Genomic DNA, 14,779 nt, shown 5'->3' with positions numbered 1-14,779 from the left:
TCAGCGACTACGCCCTGCAGGTATCCCGAACTGATCCCGTCCCACCGCGCGTATGAAGGGCTGCCAAGGCCCGCGGGTGAACGTGACCACAGGCCCCCTCGCCGTCTTGGAGTCGCGCACAAGGGCGTGGTCGTCGCTCAGCGCACATTCGACGCATTCGCCTCCGGCGCCGTTGCTGTACGACGAGGTGAACCATGCGGGGCCGTCGAGTTCGCTGGACACTGCATTGCTCACTTTGCGTATTCCTTCACGATCGATTTGATCAACTGGGCCGAGCGCTGAGGGCTCAATGCCGCTGCCCGTAGTCCGTCGAACGCCCTGGTGTACTCACGAACATGATGCTCGCCTTCCAGGTACACGGCGTCGGTGATGCCGTCCCGGTACACGATGTCCGGATCTTCCGGGGCGGGGAAGCCCAGCATGGTGAATGAGCCTGTCACCGGATAGGCGCCTGAGTCGAAAGGAAGGACCTGCAAGGTCACGGTGGGCAACTCGACGGAATCCAGGACGCGTTCCAGCTGATTCCGCATCACCCCACGGTCTCCGATGACGTGGCGCAGAGCGCCTTCGCTCACGATGAACCAGGCATCGGGGGCGTCGGGCCGCGCCAGCATGGCTTGGCGCTCCATGCGTACGCGTACCGCCCTGTCGATGTCCTCCGCGGACATGTGTGCGCCGGCCTTGTGGAGTTCGCAGGCGTACGGCTCTGTCTGCATGAGGCCGGGAATCAGCTCGCACTGGTACTGACGGAATGTGGTCGCGTCCTGTTCCAGGCCGATGTAGATGTTGAACCACTCCGGGACCCCTGTGCCGTGCAATTGCCACCAGCCGCGCACCTTGGCCTGCCGGGCCAGTGACTTGAGGAACTCACGCAGCTCGTCGCTGGTGCCGTAGAACCGGCACAGGGCGTCGATGTCGGACGGTTGGACCCGACCGCTGCCCGTCTCCATCCGGTTGACCTTCGAGCCGCTCCAGTCCAGGGCCTCTCCGACCTGGGCGCAGGTCAGTGCGCTCTTCTCGCGGAGCTTCTTCAGCTCGATGGACAGGCGACGACGGCGTGCCGTCGGTGAACCGGCCATCCCAACCCTCTTTCAGATAGCGGGCGTTCAGTCTTGCGCCAAGGGGTGTGATTGCCAATCACTCATAAGTGGGAATCCCTTGCTGCACATTGCACGGCGGGATAGGAATCCATCACTCTGAGTGCAACGCATCGTGAGTGTCCGTAACGCTCCGCGGCTGTGCGGAGTCGACTGCGACGAGAGGGGCCCTTGTGACCCATGAAGCGTGCATGTCGCGAAAGCCCTGGGACTTGGCCTTCACCGCCGAGCCTGCGGAAGTGGCCGCTCTGCGCCGCGTCATGCGGCTGCATCTGGGCATCTGGGGATTGCACGGCACGGTCGACCACGCTCAGCTGTGCGTGAGCGAGTTGGCCACCAACGTCATCACCCACGCCGGTCACGGCACACCGGCCACGCTGGCCGTGTCCATGAGCGGCACGTACCTGCGTATCGAGGTGCATGACCCCGACACGCGCGCCCTTCCCACGCTCCTCGATGCGGACTCCGAGTCGGAGGGCGGCAGGGGGATGGCCCTGGTGGACGCGGTCGCCGACCGCTGGGGTGTCCAGCTTCGGTGCGATCGGAAGGTCACGTGGTGCGAGTTGGCGACAGGGCTTGCCACGCCGAACGGTCACGTGGACAGTCCTGGCGTATTACGCGCCGAGACCTTGCTCGGCGTCTATTCGTCGGCGAAACGGCCTTGGCGGCCGGGCTCGCATCGCCTTGCCTCGGGCATGGCGGAGGACGCCGCCATCGCGGCCATTGCGGACTTCCTTCACTGGCTTCGAGTGCATGGCTACGACGCGGACGACGTGTTGGATCGTGCACAGACTCGGTTCGAGGTGGAGGCGAGTGCCACGACGGGAGGGGTGGGGTGAGGTGTTGCTCGCGAGGTAACCGCATGCAGGGACCACGCGCCTTTGATCGAGTCGCTGGTCTCCCGAAGCGGCGCGATCTCGGCGAAGATCACCAACCTCACCCCGCTGGGGTTCCTATGCGGGTACGGGGCAATCCAAGCAGCGGAATGAACGTGTGGGGGTGCCTGCCTCGAACTCAGAGAAGTCGCCGCTGTCGGTGCGGTACACGAGGCCAATCCCGTGTTCGGCGAGCAGATCGCGGAGATCCCCCTGGGGGAGGGCTGGTGCGAGCACCATTAGGTGCAGCGGCTGATCGTGTGGGATTTCATTTAAGTAGCGCCGTGCTCGCAGGAGTTGAGCAAGAGCTTGAGTGATTGACTCGCTTGCCGCGCTGCCCGTCGGCTCATACACGGTGTTGTTCGCTGGGTTGAACAGGTCGAACATGAGTCGAGAGGTTGAGTTCCGCATCGACACGTCCAGTTGACCAATCGTTTCCCCAGATACGACCTGACGGTCCTCGAACGCGTCCGCCAGGTCATCGCGGGTTGCTGCTACCTGGTCGATGTCGGTCTGCGGCTGGCGCTCGCGCCTCCGACGTCGAGCCGCTCGGGCAAAGCGGCCTGCAGTCCGGTTAAACCGCGACTGGGACTCGGGCGCTGGTTGAAGAGTGTCGGAAGCCTCCCGGACGCAATGGCCGATCGGGCGCAGTCGGAACACGATGACATTGCGGTCATGACCTAATTCGTCTTTGGCCTCTCGAATCTCGAATGGCTTTCGCTCGTCAAGCTTGAACTTCCCTATGTACTTATGCGTTCGCGTGTCGCTTCCTGGAACCTTTCCTACGGCGACAAACAGGTGCAGGGTGCGACCCTTTTGGGCATGTTCCAGAATGGCCGCATTTCCACCCTCGAAGGCCTGGTGGCCCCGCTTGCCGGTGCCGGTGTAGGTGAATATGGGCCCCAGGTCGTCGTCCTCGGCGAGCCATCCGTCGCGATATCCGTAACGCTTACCAATCGCGCTGTCAGAGAAGATGAGAACGTTCCGCTTCTCCACTGCAGGACAGATTCCAGCGTAGCCACTGCCGCCGAGCACGGGGTGGATCTGCTTGCGCGTGAGGATGGCGCCGGGTTGGAACCCGGAAGAGGGCATCGTCATGTGTTGAGGTTAGTGGGTTCGATGCTCGCGGAGTGCGGCAGGTGACGCCGGTTCGCCTGGGGGCCGTTGTGGCTACGCCAGGCTCAGGCGAGGATGGTGCGATGGGTGAGGCGACGGGGACGATCATCGCGGCTGTTATCGCTTTCGCATCCGCGGTCATCGGTGCGGTGATTGCCGGTAGGTATGCCAGGGGTGGAGCGGAAGCCGGCGGACGTAAGGCAGTTGAGGCCGCTCTAGCGCAGGTGCACGGTCAGGCGGCAGCGGAGCACTGGCAGTGGGTACGCAGTCAGCGGCATCAGTCCTTTGCTGCTCTCTTTGCGGCTTATGCCGTACTCGATGAAGTGCTCACACGCATCGCCCCCGAGGCGCGAAGCGGCGGTGGGCTTGATGCTGCGGCAAGGCGTGAGTTGGGAGATGGCACGCTTGAAATGCAGGCGAAAACCAGCCAGTTGGCGCTCTGGGGACCAGGCGAGGCGAACGAGCTGGCTTACGCGCTGACGGAGACGTCGATAAGGGCAGTGGCTTCCTTGGTGGCGGTATCAGGCACGAATCCCGAGGGCTTGAGCGCAACTTGGGCTCGCTTTGCCCGAGCCAGAGAGGAGATGGCGCAAGCCCATGCGGCCTTCCTCCAGAGGGCTGGAGAAATCGTGCGTGATCCACGACAGCCGGTCAGTTAGCGGGTATTACGTCGTCGGCTAGCCTGCGGTGATGGCTGAGTACGACCACACATCCGCGGGCAGGTCGTGGTGCAGTTGCCAGGTGATGGCCATTGGTTTGCTGCCCTGGTGACGGACGTAGGTTGCTGGGCCGAGCAGCATCCAGGGTTGGGCCTTGCCGATATCGGTGTCCTTGTAGCGCCGCATGAACATCAGCACATGGCTTCCGCGCTGAGCATGCTGTTGGTAGCGCAGCCCGGTAGGCGAGGTGTCCGCGGTTGTGCTCTGCGACTCCCAGTGGAAGAGGGAAGGGCTTAGCGCATAGTCCTTGTATCGGACGGTGGGTGAAAAGTCCTTCTCGTTCTTTTCGAGAGTGATCAGCAGCGAATCCGTCTGGTTCTGCTCGTCCCACAGAACGCCCTGCGCAAAGGAACCAGGCATCTGACCACCGAGCCGGGCGACACCTAGCGCGGCGAGGATCTCTGAGCGGTTGTATGCGCTGTGGATTTTCAGAGGTATGTGTTCGTGCGGGCCAACGAGTGGGATGGGGAAGTGGTCGGCCTGTCCCATCACGTGCTCAAGCACCTGCCGCAGTTCGCTGCGGAGGGCTCGCTGCGCACGAAGCGATTCGAGTCCTTGCGCGTACGAACTGAACCCGCCAGCCTTGTCCCAGAGGTTGAAGAACAGCATGCGTGCGAATGTTTTGTCCCTCGGATTCAAGGACTCGTACGGGGGAGCCTCATCGCTCAACAAGCGAGCGTACGCCTCAGCGCGTTCGAGGTCATCGACGTGCAAAAACGCATGCACCCGCTTCAGTAGATCCTCCTCGCCAGCTTGTTCAGGTAGGTCGGTCATGCTGGCTCGGCGCAGAACGGACGTCCATGAGTTGCTCGCCTTATACAACTCCCTGATCTCACGGCGACTCTCCTTCAGGTAATCGGCGAGGAGGGGCGTATTGAAGGACTTGACTTCCTTGGCGAGGGTCTGAACGTTCGCCTTGATCTGGGTGCGGATGTTCTCCAGCACCAGATCCTTAGACTTGCCTTCAAGGATGATCTGGCAGCCCGATGGCAGCAGTGGAAAATCGTGCTCGGCATGCTCAAGTAGTCGGTTGCGCGACAGGTTCGTCATCGCGCGGAACTGTTCCTCGAACCGGAACTCGGCACGATGCTGGCCGATGAAGTCGAGCACCGTGAGTACAGGCTTGTCCGGCGTGCGGCGGAGGCCGCGTCCGAGTTGCTGAAGGAAGACGGTGGCGCTGCTCGTTGGGCGCAGGAGGAGGAGCGTATCGACGTCGGGGATGTCCAGGCCCTCGTTGAAGAGGTCTACCGAGAAGATGACCTGGATCTCTCCAGCCTTGAGCTGGGCGAGCACCTGATCGCGGACTACGGGCTTCGACTCGCTGTCCAGGGCCGCAGCCTTGAAGCCTGCCTTCTGGAAGCACTGCGCCATGAAGTGAGCGTGCTTCCGGCTCACGCAAAAGCCGAGTGCGCGCATGCTCATCGGGTCGGAGACCTTGTCTCGTATCTGCTTGATGACGATGCGGGCCCGGGCATCGTCGGCGGAGAACAGCTCACCGAGCTGGCTCTGGTCATACGTTCCAGAACGCCAGTTGAGGCGCCTGAGGTCTGTGCCGTCGGGCAGACCAAAGTAATGGAAGGGGCAGAGGAGGTCGTTGTCGAGAGCCTCCCAGAGCCGCATCTCGGCGGCGATCCGTCCGTCAAAGAACTCGTCCTGGACGTTCAGACCGTCCGCGCGTTCAGGAGTGGCGGTCAGACCGAGAAGCTGTTTCGGCTTGAAGTGGTTGAGGACGCGTCGGTACGTCGTAGCGGTGGCGTGATGGAACTCGTCCACGACGATGATGTCGAAATGTGCTGGGTCGAACTGGTCGAGTCGCTGGTCGGTGAGTGATTGGACGCTAGCGAAGACGTGCTTCCAGTCGCGTGGTAGCTCACCGCTGAAGAGGACTTCGCCGAAGGAGGCGTCATCGAGTACTTCGCGGTATTTGCGTAGGGACTGCTTCAGGATCTCTTTGCGGTGTGCCACGAAGAGGAGCCGCGGGTACTGCTTGCCACCTAGCTGTTTATGCAGATTGCGGTAGTCAAGGGCGGCCATGACGGTCTTGCCCGTACCGGTCGCGGCAACGAGCAAGTTGTGCTGGTGACCGCGGACCTCACGCTCAACGCGCAGTCGCTCCAGCATGTCGGCCTGATGCGGATACGGTCGAACCTCAAGACCGGAGAGGCTGATCTTGGAGTCGTGGCCGGCCGGTGAACCACCTGCCACGCCTAGAGCCTCGTCCAACTTGCGCGCGTCGCGGTCCGGGTCGTAGGACTCAAAGGCGATGTCGTTCCAGTACGCGTCGAAGGTGGCCTCGAATTTATTGAGCACCACCGGAGTGGCTACCGAGGACAGGCGTACGTTCCACTCCAGCCCGTCGAGCAGTGCGGCCCTTGAGAGGTTGGAGCTACCGACGTAGGCCGTATCGAAGCCGCTTTTGCGGCGAAACAGCCATGCCTTCGCATGTAGGCGTGTTGAACGCGTTTCGTAGTTGATCTTCACTTGAGCGCCGAAGTCGCGAACGAGTCGGTCGAGCGCATGGCGGTCGGTCGCGCCGATATACGTGGTCGTGATGACGCGAATCGGGACTCCACGCTCCTTGGCGGCGCGGAGAGAGTCCTCAAGCACGCGTAGCCCGTACCACTTGACGAAGGCACACAGCAGATCGATGCGGTCTGCGGTGGCAAGCTCAGCGCGCAGCTCACTACCGAGGCTTGGATCCTCGGGAGAGTTGGTAATGAGGGCGGTCTCCGAGAGGGGAGTGAGCGGGCGTATGGCGTAGACGCCCGGTGCTTCCTTCTCAGCCAGCGCAAGGAGCTGACGCGGCCCATCGGCGATGAGCTCGACACCATCATTGGATGTGAGTGACTCGATGATCTGGTTGGCTACGGCGACGCGCTGGTCAGGGGGTAGCTGGCTGAGCCGGTGGCTCACAGCCCGCCCGATGTGCCGGGCGATTACATGGGGTGATGATTCCTCGCTGACCTCGTCATCGATGGCCTTCCAGCCCGCTGCATTCAGCTGCTCCATCTGCTCCTGCATGCGGTGGGTGACGAGTTCCTCGTAAACACCCGCGACAGGCTGAGACAGATCCCCCGGCAGAGCCACGCCGTATCCCCAATCCCTCGTGTTGCAGTGGCTCTGTTGTAGCAGGCGACGCTGACAGCTCCCATCGGGCGACTGTCGGACCCCGCTGCTTTCATGGAGCCATGACCAGTAAGAGCGTCATTGTTGAGCGGCGTATCGCCGCTGCTCAGGGGGCGGTGTGGGAAGCCCTAACCGACCTCCAAGGCATGGAGCGCGTACTCACCGGCGTCTCAAAAGTCGAGGTGCTCTCAGGCGACGCCTTCGCCGTCGGTACCCGATGGCGCGAAACCCGGCGCATGTTCGGTAAGGACGCCACCGAGGAGATGTGGGTTACCGCGTGTGAACCGCCCGAGCGGTATGTCGTTGAGGCTGAGTCGCACGGTACCCACTACATCTCGGAGTGGGTGTTGCGGGCGGACGGTCCCGTGACGACGACCGTCCGTATGACGTTTACCGCCGAGGCGCCCAGTGGCGGGGTGATGGGGATCCTCGCCAAGGTTCTGGGCGGCCTCGGGGCTCGTGCTGTCAGTAAGGCCATCGCCAAGGATCTGGACGACGTTGCCGCCGCCGTCGAGGGGCGCGCGGGGTGAGCTCAGGTCACTCCGCTCCGTGGCACTGCCCGTAGGTCCGGTTCGAACCGCACCAACAAGCCGCGCCCCGCTGCGGCGGCCACTCCACCGCCCGACCCCGCGCCGCCAGCGTCGTCGCGTACTGGGGCAATAGCGACGCATCTCCCGGCGATGTCCCCTCCGACGCCGCGAAGGCCTCGTACGACGGGACCGTCCCCGTCACGATGCCCAGGTTCGGGGTGCCGGAGGAGGCCAGCTCCCGTAGGGAGGCCTCTATCGTCGCGAGGTGCGTCTCGTGGGACGGGTACTCGTCCGCCAGCGTCGGGTACGCCTCCAGGAGTTCCCGAAGTTCAGGCGCCGGCCAGTGCAGTACCGCCACCGGGAAGGGGCGGGACAGCGCCTCCCGGTACGCGCCCAGCTCCGCGCGCAAGCGGGAGATCTCCGCCTCCAACTCCGCCGGGTTGTTCGAGCCCAGCGACCAGACGCGCTTCGGGTCGTGGAGTTCGTCCAGGGAGACCGCGGAGGCGGGGGAGGAGTGGGTGAGGTGGATCGTGTCCGCCAGGGTGTCCCAGTCGTCGTGGGCAGCGCCCAGCATCCTCCGTACCCGGTGGCGGCCGTACAACAGCGGATGCGTCGAGTACGGGGGCTCCGGTACGTCCGTCAGGAGCAGGGTCACCCCCTCCGTGAACGTCTCCTGCGCCGCCTCCAGCTCGTCGTGCGATTCCAGCGCCTCCGCCACGATCACCCAGGGGGCCGGGTCCCGGGGTGCCGCCGCTCGGACTCCGTCGATGATCGCTCGGGCCTCCGCCTCATGGCCGTACTCCCACAGGTTCGACGCCTTCAGGGCGCGGACCAGGTACGGGTTCTCCAGAGAACCCGTGGACGACAGCAGGCGGTCGTAGAGCGTGCTCGCGGCGGGGCGGTTGCCGGACAGTTCCAGGTGGGCCGCCGCCTGCAGCAGCAGGGCTTCGGCGTCCTCGGGGTACAGGCCGGCGGTCCGCTCCAGGCGTGCCGCTTCGGCGGTGTGGTCGACGTTCTCGGCAGGCGTGTCGGGGCGCATGAGGGACACCGTACTGCGGGGCCCCGGCGAGCGTCAGATATCCGCAGGCCAGCAGCCCCACGTCCACGCACACGTTCCTAGATCGTCACCCCGTCCACTTGCAGCGTCTGCACCGCCCCCGGCGCGAACACCGCGCTCACCGACTTTCCGGAGATGTACCGGTCCGCGTACGACCGGTACATGTCCCCACCCCCCGTCACCGTGTTCCAGCGAGGCACCAGGCCTCCCGAGCCGCCCGTCACCGTCGTGAAGCGGGAGAGGTCGAAGGTCAGCGTCTGGGCGGCAGTCGAAGTGTTCACGGCCACCAGAACCAGGCGGCGCGCCGCCGCGTCGTACGCCGCCGTCGCATAGCTCACTCCCGTGTCCAGGATCGTCATCCCGGGGCGGATATGGCGGCTGAACTGGGCCATCACGTAGTACTTCGGCTGTACGGTCGTCGGCTGCAGCGTGTTCGCGTCGTACGCGATCATCGCCCAGCCCGTCGACGGGTCCATGACCTGCCAGTAGCACCAGGCCGTCGGATGCAGCCAGCGGAAGTCGTAGCAGAGGTTGCGGGCCATGCTCAGGCCCGTGCCGTCGCTGTCGCCCGTCTCCGAGTTCCACAGCTTCTTGCCCGATGTTGTCACTACGTCCGTGTAGAGCAGGTCTCTGCGGCCGCCCGTGCCCTGGTAGCCGTGTACGTTCACCTGGCTCACCAGCGCCTTCGTCGACGCGCCGAAGCTCGCCCATGTGCTGCGTGCCGTGTCGTAGTTCGTCTCGTCCGATGCCGAGATACGTACGGAGGACAGGCCCCGCTTGTCCAACTCGCTTCTCATGTACGGCAGTACGGCCGCTTGCACCGCCGGATCCAGGTGGCAGCCCTCCTGGGTGCCGGTCGCGGTCCACCAGGTCGACGCCGGCTCGTTGAAGGGGTCCACCGTCGCGAAGTTCACGCCCCAGTTCGTCTTCGCGTACAGGGCCACCGCGGCCAGGTGGGAGGCGTGCTGGCGGTAGTTCCAGGTCTGGAGGTTGTTGCCGCCGTCCGCCGCGCCGGACGGGTTGTGGTTGTAACACATCCACCACATCGGGGAGTTGGCGAACAGCTCCGAGACAGCGCCTCGCTGCGTCGCCTTCACCAGCATCGCCCGCTGCGCCGCGTCCGCCGTCCAGTCCCAGGCCGAGGACGCCGCGTCCTCGTTGTTCCAGTCCTGCCAGAACCCCTCGATCTGCTTGAACGCGGGGATGTTCGGCGACTCCGCCATCGTCTGGCCGTTCACGCTGTTCCAACTGCACGCGCCCAGGTTGTAGCGGGCGATGTTCAGGCCCAGGCCGGGGAGCGAGGTGCCGTTGTAGGTCACCGACTTGGTGGTGAAGAAGAGGTCGGCGAAGTCGTCACGGGTGCCGAAGACGTTGCCCCACCAGGCCAGTGATGTGCCCCAGCCCTCCCAAGTGCCGTACCGCGTCCCGGGGTTGACGGCGATCGTCGCGTCCGCGTGTGCGGTGCCCGTCGCCAGGGCGCTGCCGAGGACCGCTCCGCCTGTCGCCGCCAGCAGAGTTCTGCGTCGGATCATGACTTCTCCGCTTCCCGATGCTTCCTGATGCCCCCTGAGGGGCGGCCTGTCCCGTACATGGCCTGTCCCACACATGGCGTGTCCCGTACATGCCATCAGGAAGCATCGGGGCCCCCGGCCGGCTTGTCGAGGGTTGCGACAGCCCTTTCTAAAACCGCTGTACGAAGTCTCGAACGCCCCCATGGACTCTGGTGACTTCAGCCGCCTCCGCCTATCGTGCGCGCATGCCGGGGCCCCTCGTCGTCCAGCACCGCACCCGTCGCCGTCGCGCCCTGCGCCGCCGTGCCCTGTGGACCGGCGGCGAACTCCTCGTCACCGTCGGCCTCGTGCTCCTGCTCCTCGTCGTCCACCAGCTCTGGTGGACCAACCGGGAGGCCAAGGCGGAGGCCCGGGAGGGAGTGGCGGCTCTGGAGCGGGAGTGGGCCGCCTCGCCTGAAGAATCAACCGAGCCGGCCCCCCGGACATCCCCGGAAGAGACATCCCCGGAAGCCGCCCCTTCAGAAGCGTCACAAGCCACCCAACCCCCCGCCCCGCAACGACAACCCACCCCCGACTGGTCCCACGCCTACGCCATCCTCACCATCCCCGCCCTCGACCTCCGCGTCCCCGTCGCCGAAGGCATCAGCAAGACCGGCGTCCTCAACAAGGGCTACGTCGGCCACTACCCCGACACCCAACAGCCCGGCCGCCCCGGCAACTTCGCCATCGCCGGGCACCGCAACACCCACGGCGAGCCCTTCCGGCGGCTCGACCGGCTGGGCGACGGCGACGAGATCGTCGTAGAGACGAAGGCGGCGGTGTACACGTACGCCGTGGACCAGACCCTGGCGCAGACGTCCGCGCACGACACCGGGGTCATACGGCCCGTGCCGCGCAGCCTCGTTCACCCCGGCCGCGGCTATCGCGAGCCCGGGTATTACCTCACCCTGACCACCTGCACGCCCGAATACACCTCGCGTTACCGGCTGGTGGTGTGGGGGACGCTGCGCTCCATGCGGGCGCGGTGAGGTATAACAAATGACAGCCGTATGACAAATGGCAACGGGAAGGGGGGAAGTCGATGATCAAGAGCTGGACCGGTCTGCGTCCTGCCCTCGTCCTCCTCCTCGCCCTCTTCCTCGACGTCGTCCTGCTCGACTCCGGCAGCCTCTTCGCGACCGTCGCCCTCGCCGCGACCGCCGCGGCCGGTTCCGCGCTCGCCGTCTGCTCGGTCATCGCCGCGCGCTGCGCGCCCGCCGTGCCGCCCACCCGGGTCCGTACGGCCATCCGCGACCGAGATCGTCGTACGGCCTTCCTGCCGCAACGCGACCCCGACGCCAAGGGGCGCACCCGTCCCCGAGCCCCCGGACTCGTCGTCTCGACGACCTTCGCGTAGGGGCACACACCTGTAAAAACACCCCGCGCGGGTCGTCATGCCGCCTCTCTGTATCCCGGCACGACGAGACCCCCGGAGGGCTCACCCATGTCCGTTTTCGCCCGCCTTGTCGAGCAGCTCGCCGAGCTGCTCCAGCCGCTCTTCCACGGCTCCGCGGCCGCCGCCGCGATCGTCCTGTTCACCATGCTCGTACGGCTGCTCGTGCATCCGCTGTCCCGGGCCTCCGCCCGCGGTCAGAAGGCCCGCACCGCGCTCCAGCCGAAGATCGCCGAACTGCGCCGCAAGCACGGGAAGAACCCCGAGAAGCTCCAGCGGGCCGTGCTCGAGCTGCACACCGAGCACAAGGTGTCGCCGCTGGCCGGCTGTCTGCCGAGCCTGCTCCAGGCGCCCGCGTTCGTCCTGCTCTACCACCTCTTCTCCAGCACGGAGATCGGCGACCGGCCCAACGAACTGCTCACCCACCAGCTGTTCACCGCACCCCTCGGCGACCGCTTCACCGACGCGCTGACCACGGGAGGTGTGGCCGGGCTCGTGTACCTGGGGCTGTTCGCGATCGTCACCGGGGTCGCCTTCTTCAATTACCGGCAGTCGAAGGTGACCCTGGCCGACAGTGCGCCGGCTCTCGACACCCCCGGCGCCGGTGCGATCACCAAGGTCATGCCGTTCATCTCCTTCTTCACGCTGGTCACCGTGGCCGTCGTACCGCTCGCCGCCGCGCTGTACGTCGTCACCAGCTCGCTCTGGAGCGCGGTCGAGAGGGCCGTGCTGTACCGCTGACCTACGGTCCAGTACGTGAACCGGGTATTGCGGACCGGTCGTGGACCTTGGAGGATCGACCAGTCCTCCGATGGCTGCACACGTCGGCGGGCGCCCCGCGATCGAGGGAGATTGTGATCATGAAGCTGCTGCGAGTCGGTACGGCGGGAGCGGAGACGCCCGCGCTGCTCGATGCCGAGGGGGTTCTTCGGGACCTGTCGGGGGTCGTGCCGGACATCGACGGAGCGCTGCTCGCCGACGAGGACGCGCTCGCGCGCATCCGTGCCGTGGCCGGTGAGCTGCCGGTGCTGGATGCCGCGGGGCTGCGGATCGGGCCGCCGCTCGGGCGGATCGGGAAGATCGTGTGCATCGGGCTGAACTATCACGACCACGCCCGCGAGACGGGGGCCGAGCCGCCCGCCGAGCCGGTCATCTTCTTCAAGGCCGCGGACACGGTCGTGGGCCCGAACGACACGGTGCTCGTCCCTCGCGGGTCGGTGAAAACCGACTGGGAGGTCGAGCTCGCCGTCGTCATCGGGCGTACGGCTCGGTATGTCGAGTCTGCGGAGGCGGCGCTCGGGCATGTCGCCGGGTACGCGGTCGCGCATGATGTGTCCGAGCGGGAGTTCCAGATCGAGCGGGGCGGGACCTGGGACAAGGGGAAGAACTGCGAGACGTTCAATCCGCTGGGGCCGTGGCTGGTGACCGCGGATGAGGTTCCGGATCCGCAGAACCTGTCGCTGAAGCTGTGGGTCAACGGGGAGTCGAAGCAGGACGGGACGACCGCCGAGCAGATCTTCCCCGTGGGGGAAGTGGTGCGGTACGTCAGTCAGTTCATGACGCTCTACCCCGGGGATGTCATCAACACGGGTACGCCGGCGGGGGTGGCTCTGGGGCAGCCCGAGCCGAAGCCGTTCCTGCGGGCCGGGGATGTCGTGGAGTTGGAGATCGAGGGGCTCGGGCGTCAGCGGCAGGAGCTCAAGGACGCCTAGGCCCCTCGACGTACGTACGCCTTACTCGGCCTTCCCCAGGAACTCCTCCAGCGCCTCCACCACGAAGCGGTGGTCCTCCAGTTGGGGCAGCCCGGACACCGTCACCGCGCCGATGACGCCGACCCCCTCCACCGTGAGGGGGAAGGAGCCGCCATGGGCCGCGTACACATCCGGGTCCAGGCGGGAGGAGTCCTCGAAGGTCGTGCCCTTGGCCCGGGAGCGGGCGCCCACCAGGTAGGAGGACGAGTGGTAGCGCTCGACGACCCGGCGCTTGCGGGCGATCCACGCGTCGTTGTCCGGCGTCGAGCCGGGGAGCGCGGCGTGGAAGAGCTGCTGGCCCGCGCGGTGGATGTCGATGGCGACCGGAGCCTGGCGTTCGCGGGCCAGTTCCACCAGGAGCGAGCCCAGACGCCAGGCGTCGTCGAGGGTGAACTCCTTGAAGACCAGGCGGCGTTCCTGGGCCTGGAGTTCCTCGATGGTCGGGGTGATCTCCGGGGTGAACTTCGGGGTGATCCCGTTGTTGTGCGTCACAGCGCCACCGCCACTCCGTCACGGGCCGAACGGCGGGCCGCCTCCAGTACGTCGAGGGCGGCGGCCGCCTCCAGAGCGGTCACCGGGTTGGTGCCGCCGCCGGTAAGGGCCCTGGCCACGGCCGCATAGTACGCGGGGTAGTCGCCCGGAAGGGTCGGTTCGGGGCGGCCCCCGCCGGTCAGCGGGGACTCGCCGGAACCGACGCGGCCCCACAGCGACTCGGGCTCGGTGCCCCAGTCGGCGCCGGGCAGCTCGCCGTCGCGCAGGGCCGCCTCCTGGGGGTCGAGGCCGTGCTTGACGTAGCCCGCCTTGGAGCCGAGCACCCGGAAGCGGGGGCCGAGCTGGGCGGTGGTGGCGGAGACGTAGAGGTGGGAGCGGACGCCGTTCGTGTGCGTGATGGCGATGAACGTGTCGTCGTCCGTCTCGGCGCCCTCGCGGCGGATGTCCGACTCGGCGTAGACGGAGGCGGCGGGGCCGAAGAGGACCAGGGCCTGGTCCACGACATGGCTGCCGAGGTCGTAGAGGAGACCTCCGATCTCTGCCGGGTCGCCGGACTCGCGCCAGCCGCCCTTGAGTTGGGGGCGCCAGCGCTCGAAGCGGGACTCGAAGCGGTAGACGTCGCCCAGCTCGCCTTCGGTGATCAGCTTGCGCAGGGTGAGGAAGTCGTTGTCCCAGCGGCGGTTCTGGAAGACGGACAGGAGCAGTCCGCGCTCCTCGGCCAGCGCCGCGAGCTCCCGGGCCTCGGCGGCCGTGCCCGCGACGGGCTTGTCCACGACGACCGGGAGACCGGCCTTGAGCGCGGCGGTGGCGAGCGGGACATGCGTCTTGTTCGGGGAGGCGATGACGATCAGGTCGAGCTCGTCGGCGCGGGCGAACAGCTCGTCGGGGGTCGCGGCGATACGGACGTCCGGATAACCGGCGCGGGCCTGCTCCTGCCGCTCCGGGTTGGCGGTGACGACCGTGTCGAGGGAGAGGCCCTCGGTGGCGGCGATCAGCGGGGCGTGGAAGACGGAGCCGGCGAGGCCGTAGCCGATCAGGCCGGTGCGGAGGGGTGTGCCAGTCATGACTCCTAC

Annotated in this window: 15 protein-coding genes; 7 read left to right on the top strand and 8 right to left on the bottom strand. The window is 66.2% G+C overall.

Annotated features, from left to right (window positions below):
* Positions 1–222, bottom strand: coding sequence for a DUF397 domain-containing protein (locus tag OHT76_RS16880; protein WP_328876545.1), 222 nt, complete (start codon positions 220–222; stop codon positions 1–3).
* Between the two features lie 8 nt (positions 223–230).
* Complete coding sequence (locus tag OHT76_RS16875) at positions 231–1,079, bottom strand: helix-turn-helix domain-containing protein (RefSeq protein ID WP_328871662.1); 849 nt, start codon at positions 1,077–1,079, stop codon at positions 231–233.
* Between the two features lie 209 nt (positions 1,080–1,288).
* Between OHT76_RS16875 and OHT76_RS16870 the strand changes: the two genes are divergently transcribed.
* Complete coding sequence (locus OHT76_RS16870) at positions 1,289–1,936, top strand: ATP-binding protein (protein ID WP_443049919.1); 648 nt, start codon at positions 1,289–1,291, stop codon at positions 1,934–1,936.
* 114 nt (positions 1,937–2,050) lie between these two features.
* Here OHT76_RS16870 and OHT76_RS16865 read toward each other — a convergent pair whose 3' ends face one another.
* Positions 2,051–3,070, bottom strand: coding sequence for a hypothetical protein (locus tag OHT76_RS16865; RefSeq protein WP_328871660.1), 1,020 nt, complete (start codon positions 3,068–3,070; stop codon positions 2,051–2,053).
* 101 nt (positions 3,071–3,171) lie between these two features.
* Here OHT76_RS16865 and OHT76_RS16860 point away from each other — a divergent pair, with 101 nt between their 5' ends.
* On the top strand, positions 3,172–3,747 hold the full coding sequence (locus tag OHT76_RS16860) for a hypothetical protein (RefSeq protein WP_328871659.1): 576 nt from the start codon (positions 3,172–3,174) through the stop codon (positions 3,745–3,747).
* An 18-nt stretch (positions 3,748–3,765) separates the two neighbouring features.
* Here the strand turns inward: OHT76_RS16860 and OHT76_RS16855 are convergent, their stop codons facing one another.
* A complete protein-coding gene (locus tag OHT76_RS16855; RefSeq protein ID WP_443049918.1) occupies positions 3,766–6,888 on the bottom strand; it encodes a DUF3427 domain-containing protein in 3,123 nt (1,040 codons plus the stop codon).
* Positions 6,889–6,995: 107 nt separating this feature from the next.
* Between OHT76_RS16855 and OHT76_RS16850 the strand changes: the two genes are divergently transcribed.
* The gene (locus OHT76_RS16850) at positions 6,996–7,463 is read left to right on the top strand and encodes an SRPBCC family protein (RefSeq protein ID WP_328871658.1); all 468 of its coding nucleotides are present in this window, start codon (positions 6,996–6,998) and stop codon (positions 7,461–7,463) included.
* A gap of 7 nt (positions 7,464–7,470) precedes the next feature.
* Here OHT76_RS16850 and OHT76_RS16845 read toward each other — a convergent pair whose 3' ends face one another.
* The gene (locus OHT76_RS16845) at positions 7,471–8,502 is read right to left on the bottom strand and encodes an SEC-C metal-binding domain-containing protein (protein ID WP_328871657.1); all 1,032 of its coding nucleotides are present in this window, start codon (positions 8,500–8,502) and stop codon (positions 7,471–7,473) included.
* 77 nt (positions 8,503–8,579) lie between these two features.
* Positions 8,580–10,052 (bottom strand): glycoside hydrolase, encoded by a 1,473-nt coding sequence (locus OHT76_RS16840; RefSeq protein WP_328871656.1) that lies wholly within the window; start codon positions 10,050–10,052, stop codon positions 8,580–8,582.
* A 224-nt stretch (positions 10,053–10,276) separates the two neighbouring features.
* Here OHT76_RS16840 and OHT76_RS16835 point away from each other — a divergent pair, with 224 nt between their 5' ends.
* From OHT76_RS16835 to OHT76_RS16820, 4 genes are all read left to right on the top strand, one after another.
* A complete protein-coding gene (locus OHT76_RS16835) occupies positions 10,277–11,059 on the top strand; it encodes a class E sortase (RefSeq protein WP_328871655.1) in 783 nt (260 codons plus the stop codon).
* A 53-nt stretch (positions 11,060–11,112) separates the two neighbouring features.
* Positions 11,113–11,427 (top strand): DUF6412 domain-containing protein, encoded by a 315-nt coding sequence (locus tag OHT76_RS16830; RefSeq protein ID WP_328871654.1) that lies wholly within the window; start codon positions 11,113–11,115, stop codon positions 11,425–11,427.
* Between the two features lie 87 nt (positions 11,428–11,514).
* On the top strand, positions 11,515–12,204 hold the full coding sequence (locus OHT76_RS16825) for a YidC/Oxa1 family membrane protein insertase (RefSeq protein ID WP_328871653.1): 690 nt from the start codon (positions 11,515–11,517) through the stop codon (positions 12,202–12,204).
* A 119-nt stretch (positions 12,205–12,323) separates the two neighbouring features.
* A complete protein-coding gene (locus OHT76_RS16820; RefSeq protein ID WP_328871652.1) occupies positions 12,324–13,175 on the top strand; it encodes a fumarylacetoacetate hydrolase family protein in 852 nt (283 codons plus the stop codon).
* A 21-nt stretch (positions 13,176–13,196) separates the two neighbouring features.
* Here OHT76_RS16820 and OHT76_RS16815 read toward each other — a convergent pair whose 3' ends face one another.
* Both OHT76_RS16815 and OHT76_RS16810 read right to left on the bottom strand, forming a co-directional pair.
* Entirely contained in the window at positions 13,197–13,706 is a 510-nt protein-coding gene (locus OHT76_RS16815) for a heme-degrading domain-containing protein (RefSeq protein ID WP_328871651.1), read from the bottom strand.
* Positions 13,703–14,770, bottom strand: coding sequence for a Gfo/Idh/MocA family oxidoreductase (locus tag OHT76_RS16810; protein ID WP_328871650.1), 1,068 nt, complete (start codon positions 14,768–14,770; stop codon positions 13,703–13,705). Before OHT76_RS16810 ends, OHT76_RS16815 begins: the two co-directional genes overlap by 4 nt.
* Positions 14,771–14,779: the final 9 nt, after the last annotated feature.

This window comes from Streptomyces sp. NBC_00287, from assembly GCF_036173105.1.
GTDB lineage: Bacteria > Actinomycetota > Actinomycetes > Streptomycetales > Streptomycetaceae > Streptomyces.
Note: the sequence above shows the minus strand (reverse complement) of the source record. Positions and strands in the feature narration are given on the sequence as shown.

Bases quoted from the DNA above. Each gene is read 5' to 3' on its own strand.
- OHT76_RS16865 (WP_328871660.1), bottom strand. From the start codon at position 3,070: ATGACGATGCCCTCTTCCGGGTTCCAACCCGGCGCCATCCTCACGCGC.
- OHT76_RS16840 (WP_328871656.1), bottom strand. From the start codon at position 10,052: ATGATCCGACGCAGAACTCTGCTGGCGGCGACAGGCGGAGCGGTCCTC.
- OHT76_RS16850 (WP_328871658.1), top strand. From the start codon at position 6,996: ATGACCAGTAAGAGCGTCATTGTTGAGCGGCGTATCGCCGCTGCTCAG.
- OHT76_RS16810 (WP_328871650.1), bottom strand. From the start codon at position 14,770: ATGACTGGCACACCCCTCCGCACCGGCCTGATCGGCTACGGCCTCGCC.
- OHT76_RS16820 (WP_328871652.1), top strand. From the start codon at position 12,324: ATGAAGCTGCTGCGAGTCGGTACGGCGGGAGCGGAGACGCCCGCGCTG.
- OHT76_RS16860 (WP_328871659.1), top strand. From the start codon at position 3,172: ATGGGTGAGGCGACGGGGACGATCATCGCGGCTGTTATCGCTTTCGCA.
- OHT76_RS16825 (WP_328871653.1), top strand. From the start codon at position 11,515: ATGTCCGTTTTCGCCCGCCTTGTCGAGCAGCTCGCCGAGCTGCTCCAG.
- OHT76_RS16845 (WP_328871657.1), bottom strand. From the start codon at position 8,502: ATGCGCCCCGACACGCCTGCCGAGAACGTCGACCACACCGCCGAAGCG.
- OHT76_RS16830 (WP_328871654.1), top strand. From the start codon at position 11,113: ATGATCAAGAGCTGGACCGGTCTGCGTCCTGCCCTCGTCCTCCTCCTC.
- OHT76_RS16835 (WP_328871655.1), top strand. From the start codon at position 10,277: ATGCCGGGGCCCCTCGTCGTCCAGCACCGCACCCGTCGCCGTCGCGCC.
- OHT76_RS16870 (WP_443049919.1), top strand. From the start codon at position 1,289: ATGTCGCGAAAGCCCTGGGACTTGGCCTTCACCGCCGAGCCTGCGGAA.
- OHT76_RS16875 (WP_328871662.1), bottom strand. From the start codon at position 1,079: ATGGCCGGTTCACCGACGGCACGCCGTCGTCGCCTGTCCATCGAGCTG.